The following is a 25,305-nucleotide window of genomic DNA, read 5'->3' on the forward strand; positions in this document are numbered from 1 at the left end:
GGACGACCTGTCCACAGGACGACGGTCGACGCCGTACCGCGAGCCCCTCGAGCGGGCAACCTGCCTGAGTGCCGCGACGACGAGAGTACGACCGTGCCTCCATCGACGACCTCCTCCGCGCGAACCAGGGGGTGGTCAAGCGTTCCGACCTGTTGACCGCAGGGGTGCCCAACCCGACGATCACGCGCTGGTGTGGAGTGCGGGGACGCTGGCAACGTGTGCTGCCCGGTGTCGTGCTCGGCCACCGCGGAACACCGACGACCGTCGAACGTCGGCGGGCCGCGCTGGTCTACGCCGGCGAGGGCGCGCGCATCAGTGGGGTCCACGCCCTCGATCTGCACGCCGCGCTCACCGCACCGTTGGGACGCGACGAGGAAGTCCTCGTCGTGGTGCCGCAGGACCGGCACCGTACGTCAGCGGACTTCTGCGTCGTCGAACGCAGCGAGCGCGACCCCGGTCGGACGGTTCGTCGGGGGTTCCCCGTCACGTCGGCGGCCCGGGCGTGCGCCGACGCCGTCCGGGGACACGACCTCAGCGCTGACGACGTCCGCGAGTTGATGAGCTCGGTGCTGCGCCACGAGCGCTGTTCGTTGCGTCAGCTGGAGCGTGAGGTGCTCGGCGGGCCGACGCAACGCAGTGGCCCCGCCAGAGCGGCGCTGCGGGAACTCGGGGCCGGCGTGCGCAGCGCGGCCGAAGCGAAGGCGTTGCAACTCGTCTCGTCGTCGGACCTGGTGCAGCCGTTGTGGAACCGGCCCGTCGTCGTCGCCGGCCGGTGGCTGGGCGAGGCGGACGCGTTCTGGCCTGAGCTCGGCGTCGTGCTGGAGATCGACTCGATGCTGTGGCACCTGGGGGCGCGGGCGCTGCGCAGGACACAGGCCAAGGCCCGGCGCTACGCCGCAGCCGGGTTGACACTGATCACCATCGCCCCGGCGGACCTCCTCGCCGACCCTCGAGGGTTCCTCGAGACCCTCCGGTCGGCGCTCGCTGTCGCCACGGCCCGCCGGATCGGGTGAGGCAGCCGGCGAGGGTGTCGCTGACGCAACCGGCTCGTAGGTTGAGCCGGATGCGTCAACGATCCCACCCCCGCGGGCGACGCCGCGAGCCCCAAGGAGGGGGGCGGGCGGTCAGACGAGGCGGCGGAGCCAGCCGTGGGTGTCCTCGGCCCGGCCGTACTGGATGTCCAGCAGCGTGTTCCGGATCGTCATCGTCACCTCACCGGCCGCGCCGGTCCCGTGCGACAGTTCGCCGTCGGGCGAGACGAGCTTGCCGACGGGGGTGACGGCGGCGGCGGTGCCGCAGGCGAACACCTCGGTGATGCGGCCCGACGCGACGCCCTCGCGCCACTCGTCGATGCTCACGCGACGCTCGGTCACCTCGTGGCCGAGGTCCTTGGCGAGGTCGATGATCGAGTCGCGGGTGATGCCCTCGAGGATCGTCCCGGTGAGTTCGGGGGTGACGATCGAGCCGTCGTCGTGGACGAAGTAGAGGTTCATCCCGCCGAGTTCCTCGACGTACTTGTGCTCGGTCGCGTCGAGGAAGCAGACCTGGTCGCAGCCGTTGGCCGAGGCCTCGTCCTGGGCGGCGAGGCTGGCGGCGTAGTTCCCGCCGCACTTGGCCGAGCCCGTCCCGCCGAGGGCGGCGCGGGTGTAGTTCTGCGACAGCCAGATCGAGACCGGTTTCACGCCACCGGGGAAGTACGCCCCGGCCGGGGAGGCGATGACGAGGAACTTCACCTCGTGCGCGGCGCGGACACCGAGGAACGCCTCGGTCGCGACCATGAACGGGCGCAGGTAGAGCGAGGACTCCCCGCCCGTCGGCACCCACGCCTCGTCGGCGCGCACCAGCTGCGTGATCGCCTCGAGGAACGTCGCCTCGCCCACCTCGGGCAGCGCGAGCCGGCGCGCGGAACGGGCCATGCGGGCGGCGTTCGCCTCGGGACGGAACGTCCAGACGCTGCCGTCGGCGTGCCGGTACGCCTTGAGCCCCTCGAAGATCTCCTGCGCGTAGTGCAGGACGGCGGCCGCCGGGTCGAGCTGGAGCGGCCCGTAGGGGACGACGGCCGCGTCGTGCCAGCCGGCGTCGCGCGTCCACGTCGCCACCGCCATGTGGTCGGTGAAGAACTTCCCGAACCCGGGGCTGGCGAGGATCTCGGCGCGGCGCTGCTCGGAGACCGGCACGGCCGACGGCGTCACGGGGAACGTCAACCCAGTGGTCGGCCCGGTCGTCGGGGTGGCGGTCATGAGGACTCCTCGGGGTGCGTGGCGGGTGGTTCGACGGTACCCCGCCGCAGGACGGGGCCCCGCTCCAGGCGCGGGTCAGGAGACGGCGGCGGCGAGGGCGTCCCCGACCTCGGCGGTGGAGCGCCGCCCGACCTCCCCGGCGGCACGGCGGGACAGGTCGGACGTCACGGCGGCGTCGACGCGGGCGGCGGCGTCGGTGTGCCCGAGGTGCTCGAGCAGCAGCGCGACGGACAGCACGGCGGCGGTGGGGTCGGCGAGCTGCTGGCCGGCGATGTCGGGCGCGGAGCCGTGGACGGGCTCGAACATGCTCGGGGCCGTCCGGTCGGGGTTGACGTTGCCGGACGCCGCGAGGCCGATGCCCCCGGTCACGGCCGCCGCGAGGTCGGTGAGGATGTCGCCGAAGAGGTTGTCGGTGACGATGACGTCGAACCGCGCCGGGTCGGTCACGAGGAAGATCGTCGCGGCGTCGACGTGCAGGTAGTCGACGGCGACGTCGCCGAACTCTGCGCCGACGGCCTCGACGGTGCGCCGCCACAGGTGGCCGGCGTGCACGAGGACGTTGTGCTTGTGCACGAGCGTCAGCTTCTTCCGGGGCCGCGCGGCGGCGCGGGCGAAGGCGTCGCGGACGACGCGCTCGACGCCGAACGCCGTGTTCACGCTGACCTCGGTGGCGATCTCGTGCGGGGTGCCGACGCGCAGGGCGCCGCCGTTGCCGACGTACGGGCCCTCGGTGCCCTCGCGGACGACGACGAAGTCGATGTCCCCCGGGGCGGCGAGCGGGGTCGCGACACCCGGGAAGAGCTTGGACGGCCGCAGGTTCACGTAGTGGTCGAGGGCGAACCGCAGCTTCAGGAGCAGGCCGCGCTCCAGGACGCCGCTCGGCACGCTCGGGTCGCCGACGGCGCCGAGCAGGATCGCGTCGTGGCCGCGGACCTCCTCGAGGACGCTGTCCGGCAGCGTCTCGCCCGTGCGGTGGTAGAGGCGGGCACCGAGGTCGTACTCGGTCGTCGCGACCTGAGTGCCGGAGCCGTCCAGCACGGCGGAGAGCACCTTCAGCGCCTCGACCGTCACCTCCTGGCCGATGCCGTCGCCGGGGATGACTGCGAGTCGCACGGTGTCCGCCATGCGCCGGAGGTTATCGGAGCGCCCGACCCGACCACGCGCCCCGACCGTCCCACCCTGGTCGGACCCCCGACGTCGTCCCCGGGGACGACGACCGGTCGGCGCGTCCCTCCCTACGCTGTGGCGGTGCAGGACGAGAACACCGGGCGCACCGTCTTCGACGCGGTCGTGGCCTGGACGCGGGCGAACTCGCTCCTCATCGACGCCTTCCTCGCCCTGGGCCTGACCGGGCTGAGCGTCCTGGCCACCGTCACCGAGCTGTCCCCGCTCGGGCTGCTCGTCGCCGCCGGGATGACCGTGCCGCTGGCCGTGCGCCGCCGGTACCCGGAGGTGTCCGGCGGGCTCGTCGCCCTCTTCGGGCTGCTCCAGCTGGCGCTGCCGACCCCCTCCTTCGGCAACGTCGGTGTGCTCATGGCCGTCTACGCCCTGGCCGCCTACGGCCGGCGCTGGGCGTCGAACGGGGGGCTCCTGCTCGGCCTGTTCGGCGCGGTCGTGTGCGCGGTGCGCTTCTTCTCCCTCACGGGGGTGGGCGCGGTGGTGATCCTCGCGGCGCTCATCGCGTTCTCCGTCGTGGCGAGCTGGTCCCTCGGCAGCCTGCGCCGCGCGCAGCGGCAGAACGAGCTGGCCCTGGTCGAGCGGGCGCGGTTGCTGGAGAACGAGCGCGAGAACGAGTCCCGGCTCGCCGCGACGTCCGAGCGACAGCGCATCGCGCGCGAGATGCACGACGTCGTGGCGCACTCGCTGTCGGTCATCATCGCCCAGGCCGACGGCGGCCGGTACGCGGCGAAGGCCGACCCCGCGGTGGCGGCGCAGGTGCTGGAGACGATCTCCGGCACGGGGCGGCAGGCCTTGGCGGACATGCGCAACCTGCTCGGGGTGCTGCGCACCGGCCCGGGTGACGACCGCGCACCGCAACCGGACGCGACGATGATCGGGGACCTCGTGGACCAGGTCCGGGCCAGTGGGCTGGAGATCACCGCGCAGGTGCGCGGCGAGGTCCGCGACCTGCCGCCGGCGATGGGCCTGGCGGCGTACCGGATCGTGCAGGAGTCCCTGACGAACGTCCTCAAGCACGCCGGTCCGCGAGCCCGCACGAGCGTCGAGGTCCGCTGGGAGGCGGACGCCCTGCGCCTGAGCGTCGAGGACGACGGTCGGGGTGCCGCGTCGCTGGTGCAGCCGAGCCCGGGTGGGCAGGGGCTGGTCGGGATGGCCGAGCGGGCGCGGTTGCACGGCGGGTCCGTGGTGAGCGGTCCGCGCCCCGGAGGGGGTTTCTCCGTCCGCGCGACCCTTCCCTACAGTTCCTGAGGTGAGTGCAGCGGAGAACCCCGTCCGGGTCGTCCTCGTCGACGACCAGCAGCTCGTGCGGGCGGGTTTCCGCATGGTGATCGACTCCCAGCCGGACCTCACCGTCGTGGCGGAGGCCTCCGACGGGGCCGACGCCGTCCGCGTCGTGACCTCGACCCCGGCCGACGTCGTGCTCATGGACGTGCGCATGCCCGGTCTGGACGGGATCGAGGCGACGCGGCAGATCACCGGTCGCCTCGGCGAGGACGGCCCGAAGGTCGTGGTGCTCACCACCTTCGACCTCGACGAGTACGTCGTCTCGGCCATCGGTGCGGGCGCCAGCGGGTTCCTCCTCAAGGACGCCCCGCCCGAGGAGCTGCTCGACGCCGTGCGCACGGTCCACTCCGGCGACGCGGTCATCGCGGCGAGCTCCACGCGGCGCCTGCTGCAGCACGTCGGGCCGCTGCTGCGGGCGGGGGCGGCGACCCCCGCGAGCACTCCCCCGGGCCTGCCCACCGACCTCACCCCGCGCGAGCTCGAGGTGCTCGAGTGCATGGCGCACGGGCTGAGCAACTCCGAGATCGCGGCGCGCTTCGTCGTCTCGGAGGCGACGGTCAAGACGCACGTCGGACGGGTCCTGGCCAAGACGCACTCGCGGGACCGCGTCCAGGCCGTCGTGCTGGCGTTCTCGGCCGGGTTGGTCCAACCGGGTGAGGTCCTGCGCGACGCGCGGTGACCGGTTGGCGCAAATGCATGACCGCTGAGTCACCCCTGCGGCACGATGTGTGACGGCCGCGAAGTCCGCGGTCACTGAGGGGGGTCTCAGATGTTCCACCGTCGTGCGCTGACGCGCGCCCTGATCGCCGCGCCGGCCCTGCTGGCGCTCACCACCACCGCCCTGGCCACCGCCGGTCCGGCCTCCGCCGCCACCGGCACCCGGGCCACGCCGCACCTGACCGCGCGGGCCGCCACGCTGGAGCTGCAGGCCCCGGCGCAGACCCGGCCGATGACCGACGACTGCTACGCCGGCTGGAGCTCCGCGCTCTGCGGGTACGGGACGGTCAGCCTCACCCTCACGGGTTTCTCCGCGTTCGGCGGCGTCCCGTCGTGCGACCCGGAGGACCCGGGCTACTCGGACTCCTGCGAGGAACCGGTCGCCTCGCTCGTCGAGACGACCGGCACGAAGGTCGACGTCGTCGTCAAGTGCGCCGGCAAGGTGCTGCCCCGCGTGGCCACCGTGCCGGTGGTCACCGAACCCTCACACCTCGTCGGCCCCGCCGACGTCACCGGTTTCACCCGCGTGGACGCCGACAGCGCCCGGGTCCGCGTCGCCTTCACGCTGCCCACGCCGAGCGCCATCGGCGTCTGCGGGAACCGTGCGACCCAGCTGCTGTCCGCCTCAGTCCGGAACGTCACCGTCGGCTGGGCCGGAGCCGAGGGCACGTCCGTCCCGGCCGGCACGTACCGCCTCCCCGGGGCGCACCGCGTCCGACTGTGAACTGGGCGGTGTCCACCCGCAGGATGACGGGTGGGCACCGCGAGATCACCTCAGGACCCGACGACCGGGCCGGCCGTCCTCCCTAGCCTCGAAGAGTTCGCAGGTGCTGCGAGCGATTGCGAGACAGGGAGAACGACGTGTGCGAGACCAACCAGCGGGCCGCGGCGCCCACGGCGCTGCAGGCGGCCCGTCCCGCCGTGCGGGCCGAGGGGCTGCGCAAGACGTACGGCCGGGGGGACGCGGTCGTGCACGCCCTCGCCGGGGTGGACGTGGAGTTCGCCCGCGGTGAGTTCACCGCCATCATGGGCCCCTCGGGGTCGGGCAAGTCGACGCTCATGCACTGCCTCGCCGGCCTCGACACGGCGAGCGCCGGCCGGGTGTTCCTCGGCGACACCGAACTCACCGCGCTGCGCGACGCGGACCTGACGCGGTTGCGGCGCGAGCGCGTGGGTTTCGTGTTCCAGAGCTTCAACCTGCTGCCGGTCCTGGACGCCGCCGAGAACGTCCTGCTGCCGCTGCGGTTGGCCGGACGTTCCCCCGATCCCGCGTGGTTCGACGACGTCGTCCGCCGGCTCGGCCTCACCCAGCGGTTGCACCACCGTCCCCACGAACTCTCCGGCGGTCAGCAGCAGCGCGTCGCGGTCGCGCGGGCCCTCCTGCCGCGTCCCGACGTCGTGTTCGCCGACGAACCCACGGGGAACCTGGACTCGCGCTCGGGTGCGGAGGTGCTGAGCCTGCTGCGCGGCAGCGTGCGGGAGGTGGGGCAGACGGTCGTCATGGTGACGCACGACCCCGTCGCCGCCAGCTACGCCGACCGCGTCGTGCTGCTGGCCGACGGGCGGATCGCCGGTGGTCTGGCGAACCCCACGCCCGACGACGTCCTCGACGCGCTGCGCGACCTGGGGGCCTGAGCCGTGCTCCGGGTGACCCTGGCCCAGTTGCGCGCCCACGGCGCGCGCGTCGCCGCGTCCTGCCTCGCGATCGTCATCGCGGTGGGTTTCGTCGTGGCGACGCTGTCCCTCAACGCCACCGCGAAGAGCGGTGTGCTGGAGTCGATCGGGCGTCAGTTCACGTCCAGCGCCGCCGTGGTCCAGCTCGACGGGACGGGTGCGGGAACCGAAGCCCAGGACCCGCTGCCGGCCCTGCGCGACCGTCTCGCGGCGCTGCCCGGCGTGGCGGCGGTCGCCGCGGACCGGTCGACGTACGTCTCGGTCCGCCTCCCCGGCCGGTCCGGGGCCACCACGACGCAGGTGTCCGCCCTCAGCCCCGACGGCGCCCTGCGCTGGGAGCGCGTGTCGGCGGGTCGCCTGCCCGCGAGCGCCGACGAGGTCGCGGTCTCGGACCGGGTGGACGTCCCGGTCGGCGCCACGGTGTCCGTGACGACCTACCCCAGCGAGGGCTCGGACGGCAGCGTCCCGGACCCCGTGACGCAGGACGTCACCGTGGTCGGCACCGTGGACCTGGCCGGCGACCCGCGCGCCGGGCTGAGCCCGCGGTTGTTCGCCCCCGAGGCGACCGTCGTCGCGTGGGGCGCCACGACCGTGGACCAGCTGCGCGTCGCGGCCGCCCCGGGCCAGGACGTGCTGGCCGCGGTCACGGCCGCAGCGTCCGGACAGCCGGTCCGCGTGCTGTCCGGAACCGCTGCGGCGCAGGAGGTCGCGGACTCGTTCACCGGCGACGCCGCGTCACTGACGTCGGTCCTGCTGGTCTTCGGCGCGGTCGCCGTCCTGGTGGCCGGGCTCGTCATCGCCAACACCTTCGCCGTCCTGCTGGCCCAGCGGACGCGGGAGCTGGCGCTGCTGCGCTGCGTCGGCGCCGACCGCGGTCAAGTCGGTCGCAGCGTCCTGCTCGAGGCGGCCGCCCTCGGCCTGCTGGCCTCCGCGGCCGGGGTCCTCGCCGGCTACGGCCTGGCCGCGGCGGTCGCCGCGGTCGCGGGCCGGGTGGACTCCCCCTTCCCCCTGGGGGACGTCGTCGTACCGCCGACCGCCGTCGCCGCCGGGCTCGCGCTCGGCACGCTCGTGACGGTCGTCGCGGCCGCCGCGCCGGCGCGCGCGGCGACGCGGGTGGCGCCGCTGGCCGCCCTCCGTCCGGTCCTGTCCGTCCCGGCCGGTTCGCGGGCCGGCCTGCTCCGCCTCGTGGCGGGGCTCGTGCTGGCGGTCCCCGCCACCGCGGCCCTGGTCCTGTTCGCCCGGCGGGGTGACCTGGGGCCCGCCGTCGGTGCGGGTGCGGTGAGCTTCCTCGGCGTCCTGCTGCTCGCGCAGCGTCTGGTGCCCGCGGCGGTGGCCCTGGCGGGACGGCCGTTCCGGCGCATCGGCGGGGTCCCGGCCCGGCTGGCGGCGGGCAACGCCGTGCGCAACCCGCGCCGGACGGCGGCGACGGCCACAGCGCTGGTCATCGGCGTCACCCTGACGACGGCGATGGTCGTCGGCACGGCCTCGACGCGGTCCTCGGCCGCCGCCGGGATCGACGCCTCGTACCCCACGGACGTGGTCGTCACCTCCCCGCAGGCGCTGGACGCCGAGGCGGTCGCGGCCGTCCGCGGCACGGGCCACGTCGCGGCGATGACCCTCGTCGACGCGCTGTCCCTCACCACGGCGGACGGGTCGCAGGGGCTGTCGGTGACCGGGGTCGATCCGACGGAGGCCGCGACGGTGGTGCGCTCGCAGGGCCGCACTCCACTGCCGAGGGAGGGCGAACTCGTCGTCTCCCGGCAGTGGGCGCACGACTCGGGCACGGCCGACGGCAGCACGCTGACGCTGCACCGCGTCGACGAGACCACCGGCTCGGCCACCGGACCGGGCGTGCCCTTCCGGGTGCGGGTCGCGGCCCGCTCCGCGGCCGAGGCCACCGTGACCCTGACCGACGCCCGCCGCCTCGACCCGGTGCTCACCCCGACGGGGGCGTGGATCCGCCTCGTCGACGGGAGCACGGCGCAGCAGGCCGCGGCGACGGACGACCTGTCCGAGGCCCTCGCGAAGGTCCTGCCCACGAGCGAGATCACCGGCATCGCCTCGGTGCGCAACACCCTCGACGACGTCCTCACGACGATGCTGCTCGTGGTGACGGGTCTGCTCGCCGTGGCCGTCGTCATCGCCCTCATCGGGGTCGGCAACACCCTGGCGCTGTCGGTCGTGGAGCGGCGGCAGGAGTCCGGGCTGCTGCGGGCGCTGGGGCTGACCCGTCGTCAGCTGCGGGCGCTGCTGGCCTGGGAGGCCCTGCTCGTGGCCGGGGTGGCCGCCGTCCTCGGCGTGGCCCTCGGGACCGGGTACGGCCTGGCCGGGACGGCGTCGGTGCTGGTCCGGCAGACACCCGTCCAGCTCACCGTTCCGTGGCTGCAGGTCGCCGGCATCGTCGTCGTCGCGGCCGCCGCGGGCGTGCTGGCCTCGGTGCTGCCGGCCCGGCGCGCGGCGCGGACACCCCCGGTGGCCGCGATCGCGGACTGATCCTGGGATCCTGCCCCCATGGCTGTCGTGAAGATCAACGCGATCGAGGTGCCCGAGGGGTCGGGGGCGGAACTGGAGCGCCGGTTCGCCCACCGGCTCGGGGCCGTGGAAGGCACCCCGGGGTTCCTGGGGTTCGAGCTCCTGCGCCCCGTGGCCGGGGAGACCCGGTACTTCGTCTACACGAAGTGGGAGACCGAGGAGGCCTACCAGGCCTGGGCCGGCGGCGGGGCCCGCGAGGCCCACGCCGGCGAGCGGCAGCGGCCCGTCGCGACCGGCGCCACGCTCCTGGAGTTCGAGGTCGTGCTGGGCGCCGACCCGAGCTGAGCACCCGTGCGCATCGTCGAGGAGGGTGGCGCCGCCCCGGGAGCACCCGCACTGGTGCTGCCGGGGCGCGGCTACGACGTGGACCAACCCGTCCTGCGGGCCGTGCGCGACGAACTCGTCGCCGCCGCGGGGCACCGGGTCCTGGCGCTGTCCTGGGCCGAGGCCGCGCCCCGGCCCGAGGACGTCCCGGCCCTCGTCCGGTTCCTGCTCGACGACCTGCGCCCGTGCCTGGTCGTGGCCAAGTCGCTCACGACGCTGGCCCTGCCGGTCGCGGCCGACCGGGGGCTGAGCGGGATCTGGCTCACACCGTTGCTGGACCGTCCCGAGGTGGGCCTGGCCGCGGCCCGCTCCCACCCGCGGACGCTGCTCGTCGGCGGGACGGCCGACCCGACCTGGAACCGCACCCTCGCGCACGAGAGCGACCGCGAGGTCGTCGAGTTCGAGGGCGCCGACCACTCGCTGGAGCACCCCGGGGACCCGGCGCGGACGGCGGCTGACCTCGACCGCCTGCGGGCGCGGGTCCGGGGGTTCCTGGCCGACTGACCTCAGAACTCGAAGAGGTTGCCCCGCAACCCTCCCCCGCCGTAGCCCGACCGCAGGACGCCGCGCCGCCGCAGCACCGGGACGAGGTCGTCCAGGAACCGGTGCAGCGTCACCGGGTGCAGGTCGCCGGACAGCAGGAACCCGTCGTTGCCGGCGTCCTCGCCGAACTCCTCGACGAGGTCGGCGAACTCCTCGGCCGTCCCGACCAGACCGCTGCGGTCGGCGAGCCGTCCCTTGCGGGCCTTGCGCGCCAGCAGTTCGCGCAGCGGTGCGTCCGGCGTCCCGCCCCGCAGCGCGGCGATCGTGCCGCGCGAGACGTGGTCGCCGAACACCGCCGGGTCCAGGGGACGGTCGAGCGGGAGCGCCGTGAGGTCGGTCTCGAGGTCGCTGGACCAGTGCAGCGCGACCTCGTGCAGCACCTCCTCGGACGGGGTCCGCGAGGCCGCGACGATCCGGTCCGCCTCCTCCCGGCTGCTCACCAGTTCGGGTTTGACGACGAACAGCACCCGGACGTCGTCGGCCTTGCGCCCCACCGCCGCGGCGGCGTCGAGGACGCGGGCACGGTAGGCGCGGACCTGCGCGGCGTCGAGGGGGGCCAGGGCGAGCTGGACGTCCGAACGGGACCCCGCGAACGCCAGTCCGCGCGGTGATCCCCCGGGGGAGACCAGCACGGGTTCTCCCCCGGCGCAGGGCAGCGCGTTGAGCGGACCGTCGAGCGTGAAGTGCTCGCCGCGGTGCTGGAACGCGTCGATGCGGCCCCCGTCGGCGAAGCGGCCCGTCACCGGGTCCGCGACGAGCGCCCCGTCGTCCCAGCTGTGCCACAACCGGCGGACGACGTCGATCCACTCCTCCGCCCGGTCGTACGCGACGTCGTGGGCGACGGGTTCGCGTCCGACGTGCCGGGCACTGCCCACGTCGGTGACGAGGTTCAGCCCGAACCGGTCGCCCGAGAGGTGCTGCAGCGTGGCAGCCTGCCGCGCGGCGAGGTAGGGCGGGGTGATCCCGGCGTTGACCGTGGGGACGACCCCGAGGTGGGTCGTCGCGGCGAACAGGTACGGCGCCAGCAGGAGCGGGTCGTGCTTCGGGCCGCCGTACGCCGCGCGCACCCGCAGGTCCAGCGTGGCCGGGTTCCCCAGCGAGACGGCGTCCTCGACCACGACGAGGTCGAACCCGGCGCGTTCGAGGTCGCGGACGGCGTGCGCGTACAGGTCGGGCCGCGTCCAGTCGTCGTTCCACGCCTGGTAGTCCCGGCCCCAGCCCTGCGGGCCGAAACCCCGGGAGAAGAAGTACCCGAAGTGCTGCAGCCGGCCCATCAGGCGCCCACCTCCACCAGGACGTCCTCGGGTGCGGGCTCGCGCGTGGCGGCCAGGGCCAGTTCGAGGTCGGCGAGGAGGTCGGCGGGTTCCTCCAGGCCGATCGACAGGCGCAGCAGCCCGGGCCAGATCCCCGTCTCCAGCCGTTCGGCCTCGGTGCGGTGCGCGTGCGTGGTGCTGGCCGGGTGGATGACGAGCGAGCGCACGTCCCCGACGTGGGTCATCCGGGTGAACAGCTGCACGGCGTCCACGAAGCGTTGCGCCGCGGTCCGTCCGCCGGCGAGCGTGACGGACAGGACCGCCCCGGTGCCGAGCGGCAGCAGCCGCTGCGCGACGGCGTGGGACGGGTGGTCGGGCAGGGCCGCGTGGTCGACGGACACGACCTCGGGACGCTCCAGCAGCCAGCGGGCGAGGAGTTCGGCCGTGGCGCTCTGGCGGGCCACCCGCAGCGAGAGCGTCTCCAGGCCCTGCTGGACGAGGAACGCGTTGAACGGAGAGATGGCCGGTCCCAGGCGGGACGCGACGACACCGCGGGTGTGCTCGACGTAGGCCCGCCGCGGCCCGTACCGGTCGACCCAGCTCACCCCGCCGAGGACGCCGACCGGGGCGGTGAGGTGCTCGAACCCCGACCAGTCGAACCCCTCCCCCGTGACGACGACACCCCCCAGGGCGGCGCCGTGACCGGCGAGGAACTTGCTGGCGGAGTGCACGACGACGTCGGCCCCGTGCTCCAGCGGGCGCAGCAGGTACGGCGTGGCGAAGGTGTTGTCCACGACGAGCGGGACGCCGTGGCGGTGGGCCACGGCGGCGACGGCCGGGACGTCGAGGACCGAGTTCTTGGGGTTGGCGATCGACTCGGCGAAGAAGGCGCGGGTCGTGGGACGCACCAGCCGCTCCCAGTCCTCGGGGCCGGCGGCGAAGTCCACGGAGATCCCCAACCGCGCGAAGTTCTCCAGGAACAGCCCGCGCGACCCCTCGTAGAGGTCTGCGGCGGCCACGAGGTGGTCCCCGGCCCCGAGGATCCCGAGCAGGGCGACCGTGAGGGCGGCCTGTCCCGTGCCGAGGAGCAGCGCGTCCGTCCCGCCCTCCAGGGCGGCGAGCCGTCGCTCGACGGCGGCCGTGGTCGGGTTGCCCATGCGGGTGTAGACGAACCCGTCGTCCTCCCCGGCGAAACGGGCCCGGGCCTGCTCGAAGTCGTCGAAGACGAACCCCGCCGTCAGGTGGACGGGGGTGACGCGGGCGCCCGTGACGGGGTCGGGTTCGGCGCCGGCGTGGACCTGCCGGGTGGCGAAGGACAGGGGGGTGCTCGGGACGTGCGGCATCGCAGGGCCTTCCGGGTGCGGGACGGGTGAGGTGTCGGGGCGGTCAGGCCCGACAGGTCATCCCGGCGCTGCGCAGCAGGTCGATCACGAGACGCCGCGTCAGCGGTGCGTGCTCCATCGGTGGTCCTCTCCCATCGGTCCTGGCGGGAGCACCGACCCCGGCGGGGCGGTTGCTGCGGCGTCGACGAGCCAGGTCTCTCGGCCGCTCTGGATGGCCTCTCCAGTGGAGAGCACCGCGACCCGGGCTGTCAAGCGCTTCACACGATCGGGGTAGCGTGCGGCGGCGTGATCCTCACGGCGATGCTCTTCTACCCCGGCGGCGAGCACCTCACGAGCTGGCGACTGCCGGGCGGCCGGCCCGCCGACTACCTCTCGGTCGGCTACTACGAGGACTTCGCCCGGACCGCGGAGCGGGCCGGGTTCGCCGCGGTCTTCTACGCCGACGAGCTCTACGTGTGGGACCGGTTCCCGTCGGGGGTCGAGCACGTCGCGAACCTGCGCCCGGAGCCCTTCGGACTGCTCGGGGCGCTGACGCGGTGCACCGAACGGATCGGTCTCGTCGCGACCGTGTCCACGACGTACAACGAGCCGTTCCACACCGCTCGCCAGGTCGGGTCCCTGGACTTCCTCAGCTCCGGACGCGCGGGCTGGAACCTCGTGACGTCCGCGAGCGACGAGGAGGCGCGCAACTTCGGCCTGGACCGCAACCTGGACCACGCGGCCCGGTACCGCCGCGGCGCGGAGTTCGTCGAGGTCGTGCACGGGTTGTGGGACAGCTGGGACGACGGGGCCGTGGCCCCGGACGTGGCCGGCGGACGGTACGCCGATCCTGCAGGGATGCACGTGCTCGACCACGAGGGCGAGTTCTTCCGGGTCCGCGGACCGTTGAACCTGCCCCGGCCGCCCCAGGGACGGCCCGTGCTGTTCCAGGCCGGGTCCTCCGAGGACGGTCGACGGCTGGCGGGCCGGCACGCCGAGGCCGTGTTCGTCCCCGGGTCGGCCCCGCTGCCCGGGGCTCAGCGGTTGTACGAGGACTACAAGTCCCGCGCCGTCGCAGCCGGCCGCGCGCGGTCGGACCTGCTGGTCCTGCCGGCCCTGTCCCCCGTCCTCGGCGCCACGACAGCCCAGGCGCGCGACCGGGTGGACGAGATCGAGGCCCTGACCCCGGACCGGCTGAGCCTGGACTGGTTGTCCCACCACCTCGGCGTCGACCTGTCCGACCGACCGCTCGACGAGGAGTTCCGGTTCGACTTCGCGGGCGGCTCGAACCAGGTCCAGACCGTGTACGAGGGGATCCGGAAGCTGGTGGACCGCGACCGGTTCACGCTGCGCGAGCTGTACCGCGTGATGCTGCGCCGGCGGTTCCTGCCGGGGACCCCCGAGGAGGTCGCGGACTGGATGACCGAGCGGTTCACCTCCGGTGCGGCGGACGGGTTCACGCTGGCGTTCTCGTCGGTTCCCCGAGGGTTGGAGGAGTTCGCCGAGCAGGTCGTGCCGCTGCTCGTGCGCCGCGGCGTACTCGCTCCGGAACTGCGGTCGGCGACGCTGCGGGGGAACCTGGGCCTGCCGGTCCCCCGCAGCCGCTGGGCCTGACTCAGGCGCCGAGCTCGGCCAGCCGCGGGACGACCTGCTCGCCGAACCGGCGGACGCTGCCGGGTTCGTAGTACCCGCGGAAACCGCCGTGGACGTGGGTCACGCCGAGCGCGGCGAAACCCCGGCACTTCTCGACGAACCCGTCGACGTCGGCCGGGTCGGCGACGTCCATGACGGTCTTCTCGATCTCGTCGTAGTCGCGGCCAAGGTCGTCGCAGTGCCGTTTGAGCACCTCGAGCTTGTGGGCGATGTCGTCACCCCCGAACAGGTTGCACGCGTCGCCGTACTGCGCGACGAGGCGCAGCGTCTTGCGTTCGCCCCCGCCGCCGATGAGGACCGGCGGGTGCGGCCGCCGCAGCGGCTGCGGGCTGTTCAACGTGCGGCCCAGCGTGTAATGGGTCCCCTCGAAGGGGTCCTCTGAGTCCGACCACATCTGCCGGCAGATCCGCAGGGTCTCCTCGAGCCGCTCGAAGCGCTCGCCGGTCGAGGGGAACGGCAGCCCGAGGCCGGTGGCCTCCTGCTCGAACCACGCCGCGCCGATCCCGAGCCAGGCCCGGCCGCCGGACAGGACGTCGAGGGTGGTGACGAGCTTGGCGAGCACCCCGGGTTCGCGGTACGTGACGGCGGTGACCCAGGCGAGCAGTTCGACGCGTTCGGTGCGGGCCGCGATGAACCCGAGCGTCGTGTAGGCCTCGAGCATGGCGCGTTCGGCGTCGCCGATCGGCGGGATCTGCCACAGGTGGTCCATGACGCTGACCGAGCGGAACCCGGACTCCTCGGCCTCGGTGACGACGCGGACGAGGTCCTCGCGGAGGGTGGCGGGGCCGCCCGGGTTGGTGAAGTCGGAGACGTGCAGGCCGATGTGCATGGGAACTCCTGACGCGCGGTGGGTCCGGTCGCCCGGACGCTACGCCTGCCCGTCAGACCAGGCGCACGCGGATGGGTCCCTTCGCGGTCGACGGGTCCACGACCCGACCGCCCTGGGTGATCTCGGCCTGCCCCGCGGCGACGAGTCGGCGTGCGGCCGACCGCGCGGGTTCCATGAGGTCGCGCCAGTCCTCGCCGCCGACGGCACGGGCGACCTCGCTGGGGCACACCGTCTTGGACCTGCCGCGTTCGGCGAGCAACCGCCGCAGCGTGGTCTCGAGGTCCGCGTCGAGACCGCTGGAGGACTTGGCCCGGCGGCGGCAGGCGTCGGAGCAGTACTTGACGCCGTCCCAGTCGCGCTCCCACTTCTTGCGCCAGGTGATGGTCCGCCCGCAGACGGCGCAGTCCTTGGTCGGGAGCTGGTGCGCGCCCTTCGTGCGCCCGCTCATCCTCGGATCGCCGCGTTGGCCGCGTCCTGGGCCTGCTTCATCCCCTGGGCGACGGGGACGCGCCCGAGGAACACCTCCTCGAGGACCTCGTCGGCCGCCGCCTGACCGGTCTGCGCCCGCGGCCCGTGCGGGGCCGGCATGACGTCGGTGGCCGCCGCGGCGTCGAGGAACGGCTGGACGTCGACGCCCTTGCCCTTCCAGTAGTCGAGGTAGGTCTGCTGGGCCGCGGTCACGGCGGGGAACGCAGCCCCCTCGGCCCCGATGGGCGCGGCCCCCTCCTCGCTGCCGAGCCACTCCAGCACCTTCAGGGTGGCCTCCTTGTCCTTGGTCTTCGCGTTCCCCACGGCGACGATGCCGTTGGTGACGAGCACGCGTCCGGCCGGGCCGGTCAGGCCGGGGGCGATGCCCCACTCGAACTGCGCGCCGTCGGCGACGTTCTTGAGGTTGTACGTGCCGGACTGGAACAGGGCCATGGTCCCCTGGGTGAACTGGTCGCGGGAGAAGTCGCCGTTGTCGTTGGTGTCGGCGGCCGACGGGGACACCTTGTCGCGGTTGATCAGGTCGACGACGTACTGCATCGCCGCGACGGACTTCTCGTCGTCGCCGAAGACGTAGGTGTCGTCGTCGGCCTGCCACCGTCCGCCGTTGGACCCGACGAAGTCGTAGAAGATCGCCTGCAGGTCGTAGGCGGCGTTGAACCCGTACTGCGTCCTCGCCCCCTCGGTGCGGGTGAGCGCCTTCGCCGCCGGCAGGAACGTGTCACCCGCGCCGGCTGGGTTCCACGTGAGGTTCGACGGTTCGACCCCCGCGCTCTGGACGAGCTGGCGGTTGTAGAACAACCCGATGGCGTCCGAGAGCTGCGGGACGCCCCAGAGCGACCCCTTGCGCGTGTACTGGTCGACCACCGTCTTCTGCCACCCGCCGACCGCGTCGGAGAGCTCCTCGCCGACGTTGAGGAACGTGCCGGAGTCGACGTAGACGCCGAAGTTCGAGCTGTTGACCCACAGGACGTCCGGCAGAGTGCCGCCGGCGACGTCGGCGGGCAGCTTGTCCCAGTAGCTGGCCCACGGGACCATCTCGATCTTCGGCGTGATGCCGGGGTTCTTGGCGCGGAACGCCTCGAAGCTCTTCTCGTAGGCCGGCTGCACGGTGTCGTCCCAGAGCCGGACGGTCACGGTCGTCCCGCCGCCGGAGGACCCGCCGCTGGAGGTCCCGTCGTCGGCGATGGAGCAGCCGCTCAGGGCCGCGGTGCCGAGGCCCGCCGCCAGTCCACCGCGCAGCAGGTTCCGCCTCGTGACAGTGCTCATGTCGCTTCCTCCCGTGGCTCAGCGGAATCCGGTGAGCGAGATGGACTCCGTGACGTGCTTGTTGACGAGCAGGAACAGGACGACGAGCGGCGCCATGGCGAGGGTCGTCGCGGCGGTGACGAGCGTCCAGTTGCCGTTGTACTGGCTCTGCAGGTTGGCGGTGGCGACCGTCAGGGTCTGCCACGTCGGACCGGTCGTGATGATGAGCGGCCACAGGAAGTTGTTCCACTGGCTGACGACGGTGATGACGGCGAGCGTCGCCAGCACCGGCCGGGACAAGGGCACCACGACGTGCCGCAGGATGCGCAGGGTGCCACACCCGTCGAGGCGGGCCGCGTCCTCGAGGTCCTGCGGGACGGCGCGGAAGTGCTCGCGCAGCAGGTACACCGCGAACGGCGACCCGAACAGGGTCGGCAGCACGATGCCCCAGAACGTGTTCCGCAGCCCCGCCTGGGCGAACATCACGTACAGCGGGACGATCGTGACGACCTGCGGCACCATCATCGTCGCGAGGTAGCCGCCGAACAGGAGCCGCCGGCCGGGGAACGGCACCCGCGCGAACGCGTAGGCGGCGAGCACCGAGCAGACGAGCTGACCCACGAGCAGCACGACCACGACCTGGACGGTCACGACGAGCGCCGGGACGAGCGTGTACTGACCGCCGAGGACGTCGGCGTAGTTCTGCCCCGTCCACGGCGCAGGCCACGTGAGCGTCGCCCGACGAGCCAGTTGGGCGGGTTCCTTCAGGGAGGTCAGCAGGCTCAGGACGTAGGGGCCCAGGGCGAGGACGGCCCCGGCCAGCAGGACGAGGTACGTGCCGACGACGCCCGCGGTGCGGCGGGTCACGACGCCACCTCGTACGTGGTGCGACGTCCGAACCACCACCGCTGGGCCAGGGTGAGGACGACGAGCACGGCGGTCAGGACCACCGCGATCGCGGCCGCCCGGCCCATCCGCAGGGCGGTGAAGGCCTCGGAGTAGATCTCGTAGGCCAGCAGCGAGGTCGCCCCGCCCGGGCCCCCGCCCGTCATGGCGTAGACGGTGTCGAACACCTGGAAGCTGGAGATGATCCCGGTGATGAGGACGAAGGACGTCGTGGGCCGCAGCAGCGGCAGGGTGATGCTCCAGAACACCCGCCACGGACCGGCCCCGTCGACGCGGGCGGCGTCGGCCAGTTGCGCCGGGATGCCCGCCAGACCGGCGAGGAAGAACAGGGCCACGTACCCCACCTGCGTCCAGACCGTCACGAACGCGACCGCGGGCAGCGCGAGCGTGTGGCTCGTCAGCCACTCCACGCGCGTGCCGAGGATCGCGTTGAGGGCACCCGTCGACGGGTCGAACATCCACCGCCACACCAGACCGACGACGAGCGGGGCGCAGACCCACGGGACGACGTAGAGGACGCGGAAGAACGTGGACCCCGGTAGTCGGCGCGCGAGGAGCACGGCGACGAACAACCCCAGCGCCGTCTGGACGGGGATGACGAGGACGGTGAACAGGAGGGTGACGGCGAAGGAGTGCCGGATGCCCGCGTCGGTGAGGACGGTGGCGTAGTTGTCCAGACCCGCCCAACGAGCCGGTGAGACCAGGTCCCAGCGCTGCAGGCTCAGCCACAGCGCCACCCCGACCGGGACGAGGAGGAAGACGACCGTCCCGAGCAGGCTCGGGGCGAGCAGCGCCCACCCCGTCACCGCGTCCCTCGTCCGGCGTGTGCGCACACGTCACCTCCCGCTCGCCCGGTGGTCAACATGCCACGCCCGCAGTGCGCTCGCGACGGGAGAGGGCTAGGTTGGTAAGGCCCTTGCACGTTCAACGAAACTGGAGGACCCAGTGAGCGACGTGAAGCTCGCGATCGTCTACTACTCCGCGACCGGGACGGTCCGCGCGATGGCCGAGCGCCTCGCCGCGGCCGGCGAGCAGGCCGGCGCCGAGGTGCGCCTGCGCCAGGTCGACCGTCAGCCCACCGGCGGCGAGAAGGCCGCCACGGACGCCCAGCAGGCCGAGGCGGAGGAGTCGCGGGGCGCCGAGGGCGTCACCGCCGACGACATCGTCTGGGCCGACGCCGTGCTGTTCGGCTCCCCCACCCGTTACGGCAACATCGCCGGTCAGCTCAAGGTCTTCATCGACTCCCTCGGCCCGCAGTGGGCCCAGGGCCAGCTCGCCGACAAGGTGTACGCCGGCTTCACGTCCTCCCAGACCGCGCACGGCGGCCAGGAGACGACCCTGCTGGCGCTGTACAACTCCATCTACCACTTCGGCGGCATCATCGTCCCGCCCGGGTACACCGACGGCTCGAAGTTCGTCGACGGCAACCCCTACGGCGTCAGCCACGTCACCGGCGGCGGCAACGACATCCCCCTCGGCGACGTGGAGTTCACCGCCCTGGACCACCTCGCGAACCGCGTCGTCGGGATCGCCCGCAAGTTCAAGGGCTGAGCCCGCAGTCGGGCCGACGCACGAGACCCCCGCACCGGAGCCCGGTGCGGGGGTCTCGTCGTCCTCGGGGTCAGCGCGCGGCGGAACCCTCGACGTAGTCGCTGTCGTCCGACTTCACCCACGCCATGAGCTTGCGCAGCTCGCGGCCGGTGGCCTCGATCGGGTGCTGCTCACCCTGGGCGCGCAGCTCCTTGAACTTCGGGGCACCGGCGTCCTGGTCCTCGATGAAGTTCTTGGCGAAGGTGCCGTCCTGGATGTCCTTGAGGACGTCCTTCATGCGCTCCTTGACCGACGCGTCGATGACGCGCGGGCCGGAGATGTAGTCGCCCCACTCGGCGGTGTCGGAGACCGACCAGCGCTGCTTGGCGATGCCGCCCTCGTACATGAGGTCGACGATGAGCTTCAGCTCGTGCAGGCACTCGAAGTACGCGACCTCGGGCTGGTACCCGGCCTCGGTGAGGACCTCGAAACCGGTCTGCACCAGCGCGGAGGCGCCACCGCACAGGACGGCCTGCTCACCGAACAGGTCGGTCTCGGTCTCCTCGGTGAAGGTCGTCTTGATGCCGCCGGCGCGCAGGCCGCCGATCGCCTTGGCGTAGGCCAGGGCCAGGTCCCAGGCGGTGCCCGTGGCGTCCTGCTCCACGGCGACGATCACGGGGACACCGCGGCCGTCGACGTACTCGCGGCGCACGAGGTGGCCGGGGCCCTTGGGGGCGACCATGACGACGTCGACGTCGGCCGGGGGCTTGATGTAGCCGAAGCGGATGTTGAAGCCGTGGCTGAAGAACAGCGCCTTGCCGGCGGTGAGGTTGGGCTCGATCGCCTCGGCGTACAGACCGCGCTGCAGGTGGTCCGGCACGAGGACCATGATCACGTCCGCGGCCTTGGCGGCCTCGAACGGGGTGGCGACGGCGAGACCCTGCTCCTGCGCCTTGTCGCGGCTCTTCGAGCCCTCCTTCAGGCCGACGACGACGTCGACGCCGGAGTCGCGCAGCGACAGCGCGTGGGCGTGGCCCTGGCTGCCGAAGCCGATGACGGCCACCTTCTTGCCGGTGATCTTGGACAGGTCGGCGTCGTCGTCGTAGAACATCTCGGCCACGTGGGGTTCTCTCCTCGGTTTCTTCGTGCGGTTGCGAATGGGTCAGGCGGAGCGGAGCGCGCGGTCGGAGATCGCGCGCCCACCACGGGCGAGCGCCACCGAACCGGACTGCACCAGTTCCCGGATGCCGAACGGCTCGAGCACGCGCAGCAGCGCGGCCAGCTTGTCGGGGCTGCCGGTCGCCTCCACCGTCACCGCGTCGGGGGCGACGTCGACGACGTGCGCGCGGAACAGCTGCACGGTGTCGAGCACCTCCCCGCGCGCCGAGGCGTCGGCCCGGACCTTGACGAGCAGGAGCTCGCGCTGGACCGAGGCGTCGTCCTCGAGCTCGACGATCTTCAGGACGTTGATGAGCTTGTTGAGCTGCTTCGTCACCTGCTCCAACGGCTGCCGCTCCACGTCCACGACGATGGTCATGCGGGAGATCTCGGCGCGCTCGGTCGGTCCGACCGTGAGGGAGTGGATGTTGAAGTTCCTGCGCGCGAACAGCGACGTGACGCGCATCAGGACACCGGGTCGGTTCTCGACCAGGACGGACAGGGTGTGCTGGGACATCAGGAGATCACCTTCTCCGGGCCGGAGACGGTGTCGCCGGACTCCTCGCGGTCCCACTGGGGCGAGACCCCGCGGGCGTACTGGATGGCGTCGTTGCTCACGCCGGCCTCGACCATCGGCCAGACCATGGCGTCGCGGTGGACGCGGAAGTCGATGACGACGGGGACGTCGTTGATGGCCATGGCCTTCTCGATCGTCGCGTCGACGTCCTCGGGCCGGTCGCACCGCAGCCCCACGCAGCCGTAGGCGTCGGCGAGCTTGACGAAGTCGGGCACCGGAGCGGCGTGGGTCCCGTGGTGGTCACCGGAGTGCAGGTCGGTGTTGGAGTAGCGCTCGGAGTAGAAGAGCGTCTGCCACTGCCGCACCATGCCGAGCGAGGAGTTGTTGATGATCGCGACCTTCAGCGGGATGCCGTTGAGGGTGCACGTCGCCAGTTCCTGGTTCGTCATCTGGAAGCAGCCGTCGCCGTCGATCGCCCACACGACGGTGTCCGGCAGCCCGACCTTGGCGCCCATGGCGGCCGGGACGGAGAACCCCATGGTGCCCAGGCCCCCGGAGTTGATCCAGGTGCGCGGGTTCTCGTACTGCACGAACTGCGCAGACCACATCTGGTGCTGCCCGACGCCCGCGACGTAGACCGCCTCGGGACCCGCGATGGCGCCGAGTCGCTCGATGACGTACTGCGGCGCGAGGGTGCCGTCCTCGGAGTCGGCGTACCCGAGCGGGTACGTCGCCTTCCAGGACTGCGTCAGCTCGTGCCACGCGGACAGGTCGGCGCGGCCCTTCTCGAACTCGGCGGCCACGGCCGCGGTCAGCTCGGCGATGACCAGCTTGGCGTCGCCCACGATCGGCACGTCGACCGTGCGGTTCTTGCCGATCTCCGCCGGGTCGATGTCGGCGTGGATGACCTTGGCCTCGGGGGCGAAGCTGGACAGCTCCCCCGTGACGCGGTCGTCGAAGCGGGCGCCGAGGGTGATGAGCAGGTCGGCCTTCTGCAGGGCCGTGACGGCCGCCACCGTCCCGTGCATCCCGGGCATGCCCAGGTGGTTCGGGTGCGAGTCGGGCAGCGCGCCTCGGGCCATCAGCGTCGTGACGGCCGGGATGCCGGTGAGGTCGGCCAGGGCCCGCAGCTCGGCCGAGGCGTCGGCCTTGACGACGCCCCCACCCACGTAGAGCACGGGGCGCTCGGACGCGGCGATGAGCTTGGCGGCCTCGCGGATCTGCTTGCTGTGCGGGCGCACGACGGGCCGGTAGCCGGGCAGGTCGACCGTCTCGGGCCAGTCGTAGGACGTGATCGCCGTCTGCACCGACTTGGGGATGTCGACGAGGACGGGACCGGGGCGGCCGGTCGAGGCGAGGTGGAAGGCCTCGGCGATCGTGCGCGGGATCTCCGCCGGGTCGGTCACCAGGTAGTTGTGCTTGGTGATCGGGATGGTGATCCCCGTGATGTCCGCCTCCTGGAAGGCGTCCGTGCCGATGGCCTTCGTGCCGACCTGGCCGGTGATCGCGACGAGCGGGACGGAGTCCATGTAGGCGTCGGCGATGGGCGTCACGAGGTTGGTCGCGCCCGGGCCGGAGGTGGCCATGCAGACGCCGACCTTGCCGGTGGCCTGGGCGTAGCCCTCGGCCGCGTGCCCGGCGCCCTGCTCGTGGCGCACGAGGATGTGCTTGACGTACGGCGAGTCCATGAGCGGGTCGTAGCTCGGGAGGATCGTTCCGCCGGGGTAACCGAAGACGACCTCGACCCCTACCGCCTCGAGCGAACGGACGAGGCTCTGCGCGCCGGTGAGCCGGGCGACGGGGAGCTTGGGGTCCAGGGGCATGGGCTCTGGCATCTCGGTGTCCTCCTCGGGCGGTGCCGTTCACGGTGGTCGTGCTTCCCGGACGCCCGGCGTGTTCGGTCCGCCGGACGCAAAAAAACCCCTCAGCCAGGGATGGCGTGTGAGGGGTCGCGCGCTCGGCCGAACTGACTCAGCCGGCGCGCTGTCCGATGGCTACGAGGAACCGCATGGGTGGAAAGGTAGCCGTCTCGCGGCGCGCTGTCAGCCGACAGCGCGCCGCGTCTCACATCGTGGACACCCCGTCTCACAACGGGGACGTGCGGGTCAGCCGCAGGTCAGCTGCAGACCGCTCCGACGGAGGCGGACTGGACCTGCTTGGCGTACTTGGCGAGCACGCCGCGGGTGAAGACCGGGGGCAGCGGGGCCCAGCCCTCGCGCCGCGCCGCCAGCTCCTCGTCGTCGACGAGGACCTCGAGCGTCTTGCCCGCGACGTCGAGGCGGATGCGGTCGCCGTCGCGGACGAACGCGACCGGTCCCCCGTCGACGGCCTCGGGGGCGATGTGGCCGACGCACAGGCCGGTCGTCCCGCCGGAGAAGCGGCCGTCGGTGAGCAGGAGCACGTCCTTGCCGAGCCCGGCGCCCTTGATCGCCCCGGTGATCGCGAGCATCTCGCGCATCCCCGGGCCACCCTTGGGGCCCTCGTAGCGGATGACGACGACGTCGCCGGCCGAGATGGTGCCGTCCTCCAGGGCGTCGAGGGCGGCGCGCTCGCGCTCGAAGACGCGGGCCGTGCCCTCGAACACCTCCGAGTCGAACCCGGCGCTCTTCACGACGGCCCCGCCGGGCGCGAGGTTGCCCGTGAGGATCGTGATGCCGCCGGTCTTGTGGATCGGGTTGTCCAGCGCACGCAGCACCACGCCGTCGACGTCCGGCGGCGCGATGTCGGCGAGGTTCTCCGCCATCGTCTTCCCGGTCACCGTCAGCACGTCCCCGTGCAGCAGACCGGCGTCCAGCAGGGCGCGCATCACGACGGGGATCCCGCCGATGCGGTCCACGTCGACCATCACGTGCTTGCCGAACGGCTTGAGGTCGCCCAGGTGCGGCACCTTGCCCGCGACGCGGTCGAAGTCGGCCAGCGTGAGGTCGACCTCGGCCTCGTAGGCGATGGCCAGCAGGTGCAGGACCGCGTTCGTCGAGCCGCCGAGGGCCATGACGACGGCGATGGCGTTCTCGAACGCCTCCTTGGTGAGGATCTGCCGGGCCGTGATCCCGTGGCGCAGCAGGTTGACGACGGCCTCGCCCGAGCGCCGGGCGAACCCGTCGCGGCGGCGGTCGGTCGCCGGCGGGGCGGCGCTGCCGGGCAGCGACATCCCGAGCGCCTCGGCGGCGGCGGCCATCGTGTTGGCGGTGTACATGCCGCCGCAGGCGCCCTCACCCGGGCAGATCGCGCGCTCGATGACGTCGACGTCCGCGCGCGACATGAGCCCGCGGGCGCAGGCCCCGACGGCCTCGAAGGCGTCGATGAGCGTGACCTCGTGCTCGCTGCCGTCGGAGAGCTTGGCCCGGCCCGGCAGGATCGTCCCGGCGTAGAGGAAGACGCTCGCCAGGTCCAGGCGGGCCGCGGCCATGAGCATGCCCGGCAACGACTTGTCGCAGCCGGCCAGCAGGACCGAGCCGTCGAGGCGCTCGGCGCTCATCACCGTCTCGACGGAGTCGGCGATGACCTCGCGGGAGACGAGGGAGAAGTGCATCCCCTGGTGACCCATGGAGATGCCGTCGGAGACGGAGATCGTGCCGAACTCCAGCGGGTACCCGCGGGCGGCGTGCACCCCGTCCTTGACGGCCTTGGCCAGGCGGTCCAGGGGCAGGTTGCAGGGAGTGATCTCGTTCCAGCTCGAGGCGACGCCGATCTGGGGCTTCTCCCAGTCGTCGTCCCCCATGCCGACGGCGCGGAGCATGCCGCGCGAGGCGGTCGCCTCCAGCCCGTCGGTGACCTGCCGGCTGCGCGGTTTGACGTCGATCTCATCGGCTGGGCTCACGGGTCGGAGTGTAGGCAACCGGGGGCGGTGGGGACCCGGGGGCGTTGACCGCACGGGTGGCCGGGGATACCGTCGGGTACGTCGTGAACG

At 72.9% G+C, this 25,305-nt stretch carries 23 protein-coding genes and 1 riboswitch; of the genes, 10 read left to right on the top strand and 13 right to left on the bottom strand.

What is annotated here, in order from left to right; genetic code table 11:
- The first annotated feature begins 68 nt into the window (after positions 1-68).
- On the top strand, positions 69-1,013 hold the full coding sequence (locus tag ACFEMC_RS12850; RefSeq protein WP_380169993.1) for a hypothetical protein: 945 nt from the start codon (positions 69-71) through the stop codon (positions 1,011-1,013).
- Positions 1,014-1,124: 111 nt separating this feature from the next.
- On the opposite strand, the gene ACFEMC_RS12855 is transcribed toward ACFEMC_RS12850, so the two are convergent.
- Entirely contained in the window at positions 1,125-2,240 is a 1,116-nt protein-coding gene (locus ACFEMC_RS12855; RefSeq protein ID WP_380169994.1) for a branched-chain amino acid aminotransferase, read from the bottom strand.
- Positions 2,241-2,315: 75 nt separating this feature from the next.
- Positions 2,316-3,365, bottom strand: a complete 1,050-nt coding sequence (locus tag ACFEMC_RS12860; protein ID WP_380169995.1) for a 3-isopropylmalate dehydrogenase — start codon at positions 3,363-3,365, stop codon at positions 2,316-2,318.
- A gap of 123 nt (positions 3,366-3,488) precedes the next feature.
- Here ACFEMC_RS12860 and ACFEMC_RS12865 point away from each other — a divergent pair, with 123 nt between their 5' ends.
- The 7 genes from ACFEMC_RS12865 to ACFEMC_RS12895 all read left to right on the top strand — a co-directional run bounded on the left by ACFEMC_RS12865 (position 3,489) and on the right by ACFEMC_RS12895 (position 10,454).
- A complete protein-coding gene (locus tag ACFEMC_RS12865; protein ID WP_380169996.1) occupies positions 3,489-4,667 on the top strand; it encodes a sensor histidine kinase in 1,179 nt (392 codons plus the stop codon).
- A 1-nt stretch (position 4,668) separates the two neighbouring features.
- Positions 4,669-5,382 carry a response regulator gene (locus ACFEMC_RS12870; RefSeq protein ID WP_380169997.1) on the top strand — a complete coding sequence of 238 codons (714 nt, stop codon included), beginning with the start codon at positions 4,669-4,671 and terminating at the stop codon, positions 5,380-5,382.
- A 90-nt stretch (positions 5,383-5,472) separates the two neighbouring features.
- Positions 5,473-6,144, top strand: a complete 672-nt coding sequence (locus tag ACFEMC_RS12875; protein WP_380169998.1) for a hypothetical protein — start codon at positions 5,473-5,475, stop codon at positions 6,142-6,144.
- A gap of 137 nt (positions 6,145-6,281) precedes the next feature.
- Positions 6,282-7,055: an ABC transporter ATP-binding protein gene (locus ACFEMC_RS12880; RefSeq protein ID WP_380169999.1), complete on the top strand. Its 774-nt coding sequence runs from the start codon at positions 6,282-6,284 to the stop codon at positions 7,053-7,055.
- Positions 7,056-7,067: 12 nt separating this feature from the next.
- Positions 7,068-9,587, top strand: a complete 2,520-nt coding sequence (locus ACFEMC_RS12885; protein ID WP_380170000.1) for an FtsX-like permease family protein — start codon at positions 7,068-7,070, stop codon at positions 9,585-9,587.
- Between the two features lie 18 nt (positions 9,588-9,605).
- A complete protein-coding gene (locus ACFEMC_RS12890; protein WP_380170001.1) occupies positions 9,606-9,911 on the top strand; it encodes an antibiotic biosynthesis monooxygenase family protein in 306 nt (101 codons plus the stop codon).
- 6 nt (positions 9,912-9,917) lie between these two features.
- Complete coding sequence (locus tag ACFEMC_RS12895; RefSeq protein WP_380170002.1) at positions 9,918-10,454, top strand: alpha/beta hydrolase; 537 nt, start codon at positions 9,918-9,920, stop codon at positions 10,452-10,454.
- Between the two features lie 2 nt (positions 10,455-10,456).
- On the opposite strand, the gene ACFEMC_RS12900 is transcribed toward ACFEMC_RS12895, so the two are convergent.
- On the bottom strand, positions 10,457-11,767 hold the full coding sequence (locus tag ACFEMC_RS12900; protein ID WP_380170003.1) for an LLM class flavin-dependent oxidoreductase: 1,311 nt from the start codon (positions 11,765-11,767) through the stop codon (positions 10,457-10,459).
- On the bottom strand, positions 11,767-13,089 hold the full coding sequence (locus ACFEMC_RS12905; RefSeq protein ID WP_380170004.1) for an O-acetylhomoserine aminocarboxypropyltransferase/cysteine synthase family protein: 1,323 nt from the start codon (positions 13,087-13,089) through the stop codon (positions 11,767-11,769). Before ACFEMC_RS12905 ends, ACFEMC_RS12900 begins: the two co-directional genes overlap by 1 nt.
- Before the next feature lie 128 nt (positions 13,090-13,217).
- A riboswitch (SAM riboswitch) is annotated at positions 13,218-13,307 on the bottom strand.
- A 67-nt stretch (positions 13,308-13,374) separates the two neighbouring features.
- Here ACFEMC_RS12905 and ACFEMC_RS12910 point away from each other — a divergent pair.
- The gene (locus ACFEMC_RS12910) at positions 13,375-14,682 is read left to right on the top strand and encodes an NtaA/DmoA family FMN-dependent monooxygenase (RefSeq protein WP_380170005.1); all 1,308 of its coding nucleotides are present in this window, start codon (positions 13,375-13,377) and stop codon (positions 14,680-14,682) included.
- 1 nt (position 14,683) lies between these two features.
- Here the strand turns inward: ACFEMC_RS12910 and ACFEMC_RS12915 are convergent, their stop codons facing one another.
- Genes ACFEMC_RS12915 through ACFEMC_RS12935 form a run of 5 tightly spaced genes read right to left on the bottom strand, consistent with a single transcriptional unit; the run spans position 14,684 to position 19,023 of the window.
- A complete protein-coding gene (locus tag ACFEMC_RS12915) occupies positions 14,684-15,550 on the bottom strand; it encodes an LLM class F420-dependent oxidoreductase (protein ID WP_380170006.1) in 867 nt (288 codons plus the stop codon).
- 52 nt (positions 15,551-15,602) lie between these two features.
- Complete coding sequence (locus tag ACFEMC_RS12920) at positions 15,603-15,998, bottom strand: DUF3253 domain-containing protein (RefSeq protein ID WP_380170007.1); 396 nt, start codon at positions 15,996-15,998, stop codon at positions 15,603-15,605.
- A complete protein-coding gene (locus tag ACFEMC_RS12925) occupies positions 15,995-17,305 on the bottom strand; it encodes an ABC transporter substrate-binding protein (protein ID WP_380170008.1) in 1,311 nt (436 codons plus the stop codon). Before ACFEMC_RS12925 ends, ACFEMC_RS12920 begins: the two co-directional genes overlap by 4 nt.
- A gap of 18 nt (positions 17,306-17,323) precedes the next feature.
- Positions 17,324-18,151 carry a carbohydrate ABC transporter permease gene (locus ACFEMC_RS12930; protein ID WP_380170009.1) on the bottom strand — a complete coding sequence of 276 codons (828 nt, stop codon included), beginning with the start codon at positions 18,149-18,151 and terminating at the stop codon, positions 17,324-17,326.
- A complete protein-coding gene (locus ACFEMC_RS12935; RefSeq protein ID WP_380170010.1) occupies positions 18,148-19,023 on the bottom strand; it encodes a carbohydrate ABC transporter permease in 876 nt (291 codons plus the stop codon). The genes ACFEMC_RS12930 and ACFEMC_RS12935 overlap by 4 nt, the downstream gene beginning before the upstream one ends.
- Positions 19,024-19,135: 112 nt before the next feature.
- Between ACFEMC_RS12935 and ACFEMC_RS12940 the strand changes: the two genes are divergently transcribed.
- Positions 19,136-19,741, top strand: coding sequence for a flavodoxin family protein (locus tag ACFEMC_RS12940; RefSeq protein WP_367637771.1), 606 nt, complete (start codon positions 19,136-19,138; stop codon positions 19,739-19,741).
- Between the two features lie 70 nt (positions 19,742-19,811).
- On the opposite strand, the gene ilvC is transcribed toward ACFEMC_RS12940, so the two are convergent.
- The 4 genes from ilvC to ilvD all read right to left on the bottom strand — a co-directional run bounded on the left by ilvC (position 19,812) and on the right by ilvD (position 25,215).
- On the bottom strand, positions 19,812-20,840 hold the full coding sequence (gene ilvC / locus ACFEMC_RS12945) for a ketol-acid reductoisomerase (RefSeq protein WP_380170011.1): 1,029 nt from the start codon (positions 20,838-20,840) through the stop codon (positions 19,812-19,814).
- 42 nt (positions 20,841-20,882) lie between these two features.
- The gene (gene ilvN, locus ACFEMC_RS12950) at positions 20,883-21,395 is read right to left on the bottom strand and encodes an acetolactate synthase small subunit (protein WP_106214130.1); all 513 of its coding nucleotides are present in this window, start codon (positions 21,393-21,395) and stop codon (positions 20,883-20,885) included.
- Positions 21,395-23,230: an acetolactate synthase large subunit gene (locus ACFEMC_RS12955; RefSeq protein ID WP_380170012.1), complete on the bottom strand. Its 1,836-nt coding sequence runs from the start codon at positions 23,228-23,230 to the stop codon at positions 21,395-21,397. Before ACFEMC_RS12955 ends, ilvN begins: the two co-directional genes overlap by 1 nt.
- Before the next feature lie 281 nt (positions 23,231-23,511).
- The gene (ilvD, locus tag ACFEMC_RS12960; protein WP_380170013.1) at positions 23,512-25,215 is read right to left on the bottom strand and encodes a dihydroxy-acid dehydratase; all 1,704 of its coding nucleotides are present in this window, start codon (positions 25,213-25,215) and stop codon (positions 23,512-23,514) included.
- Between the last annotated feature and the right edge of the window lie 90 nt (positions 25,216-25,305).

It is taken from the genome of Kineococcus sp. DHX-1 (genome assembly GCF_042473625.1).
Lineage (GTDB): Bacteria > Actinomycetota > Actinomycetes > Actinomycetales > Kineococcaceae > Kineococcus.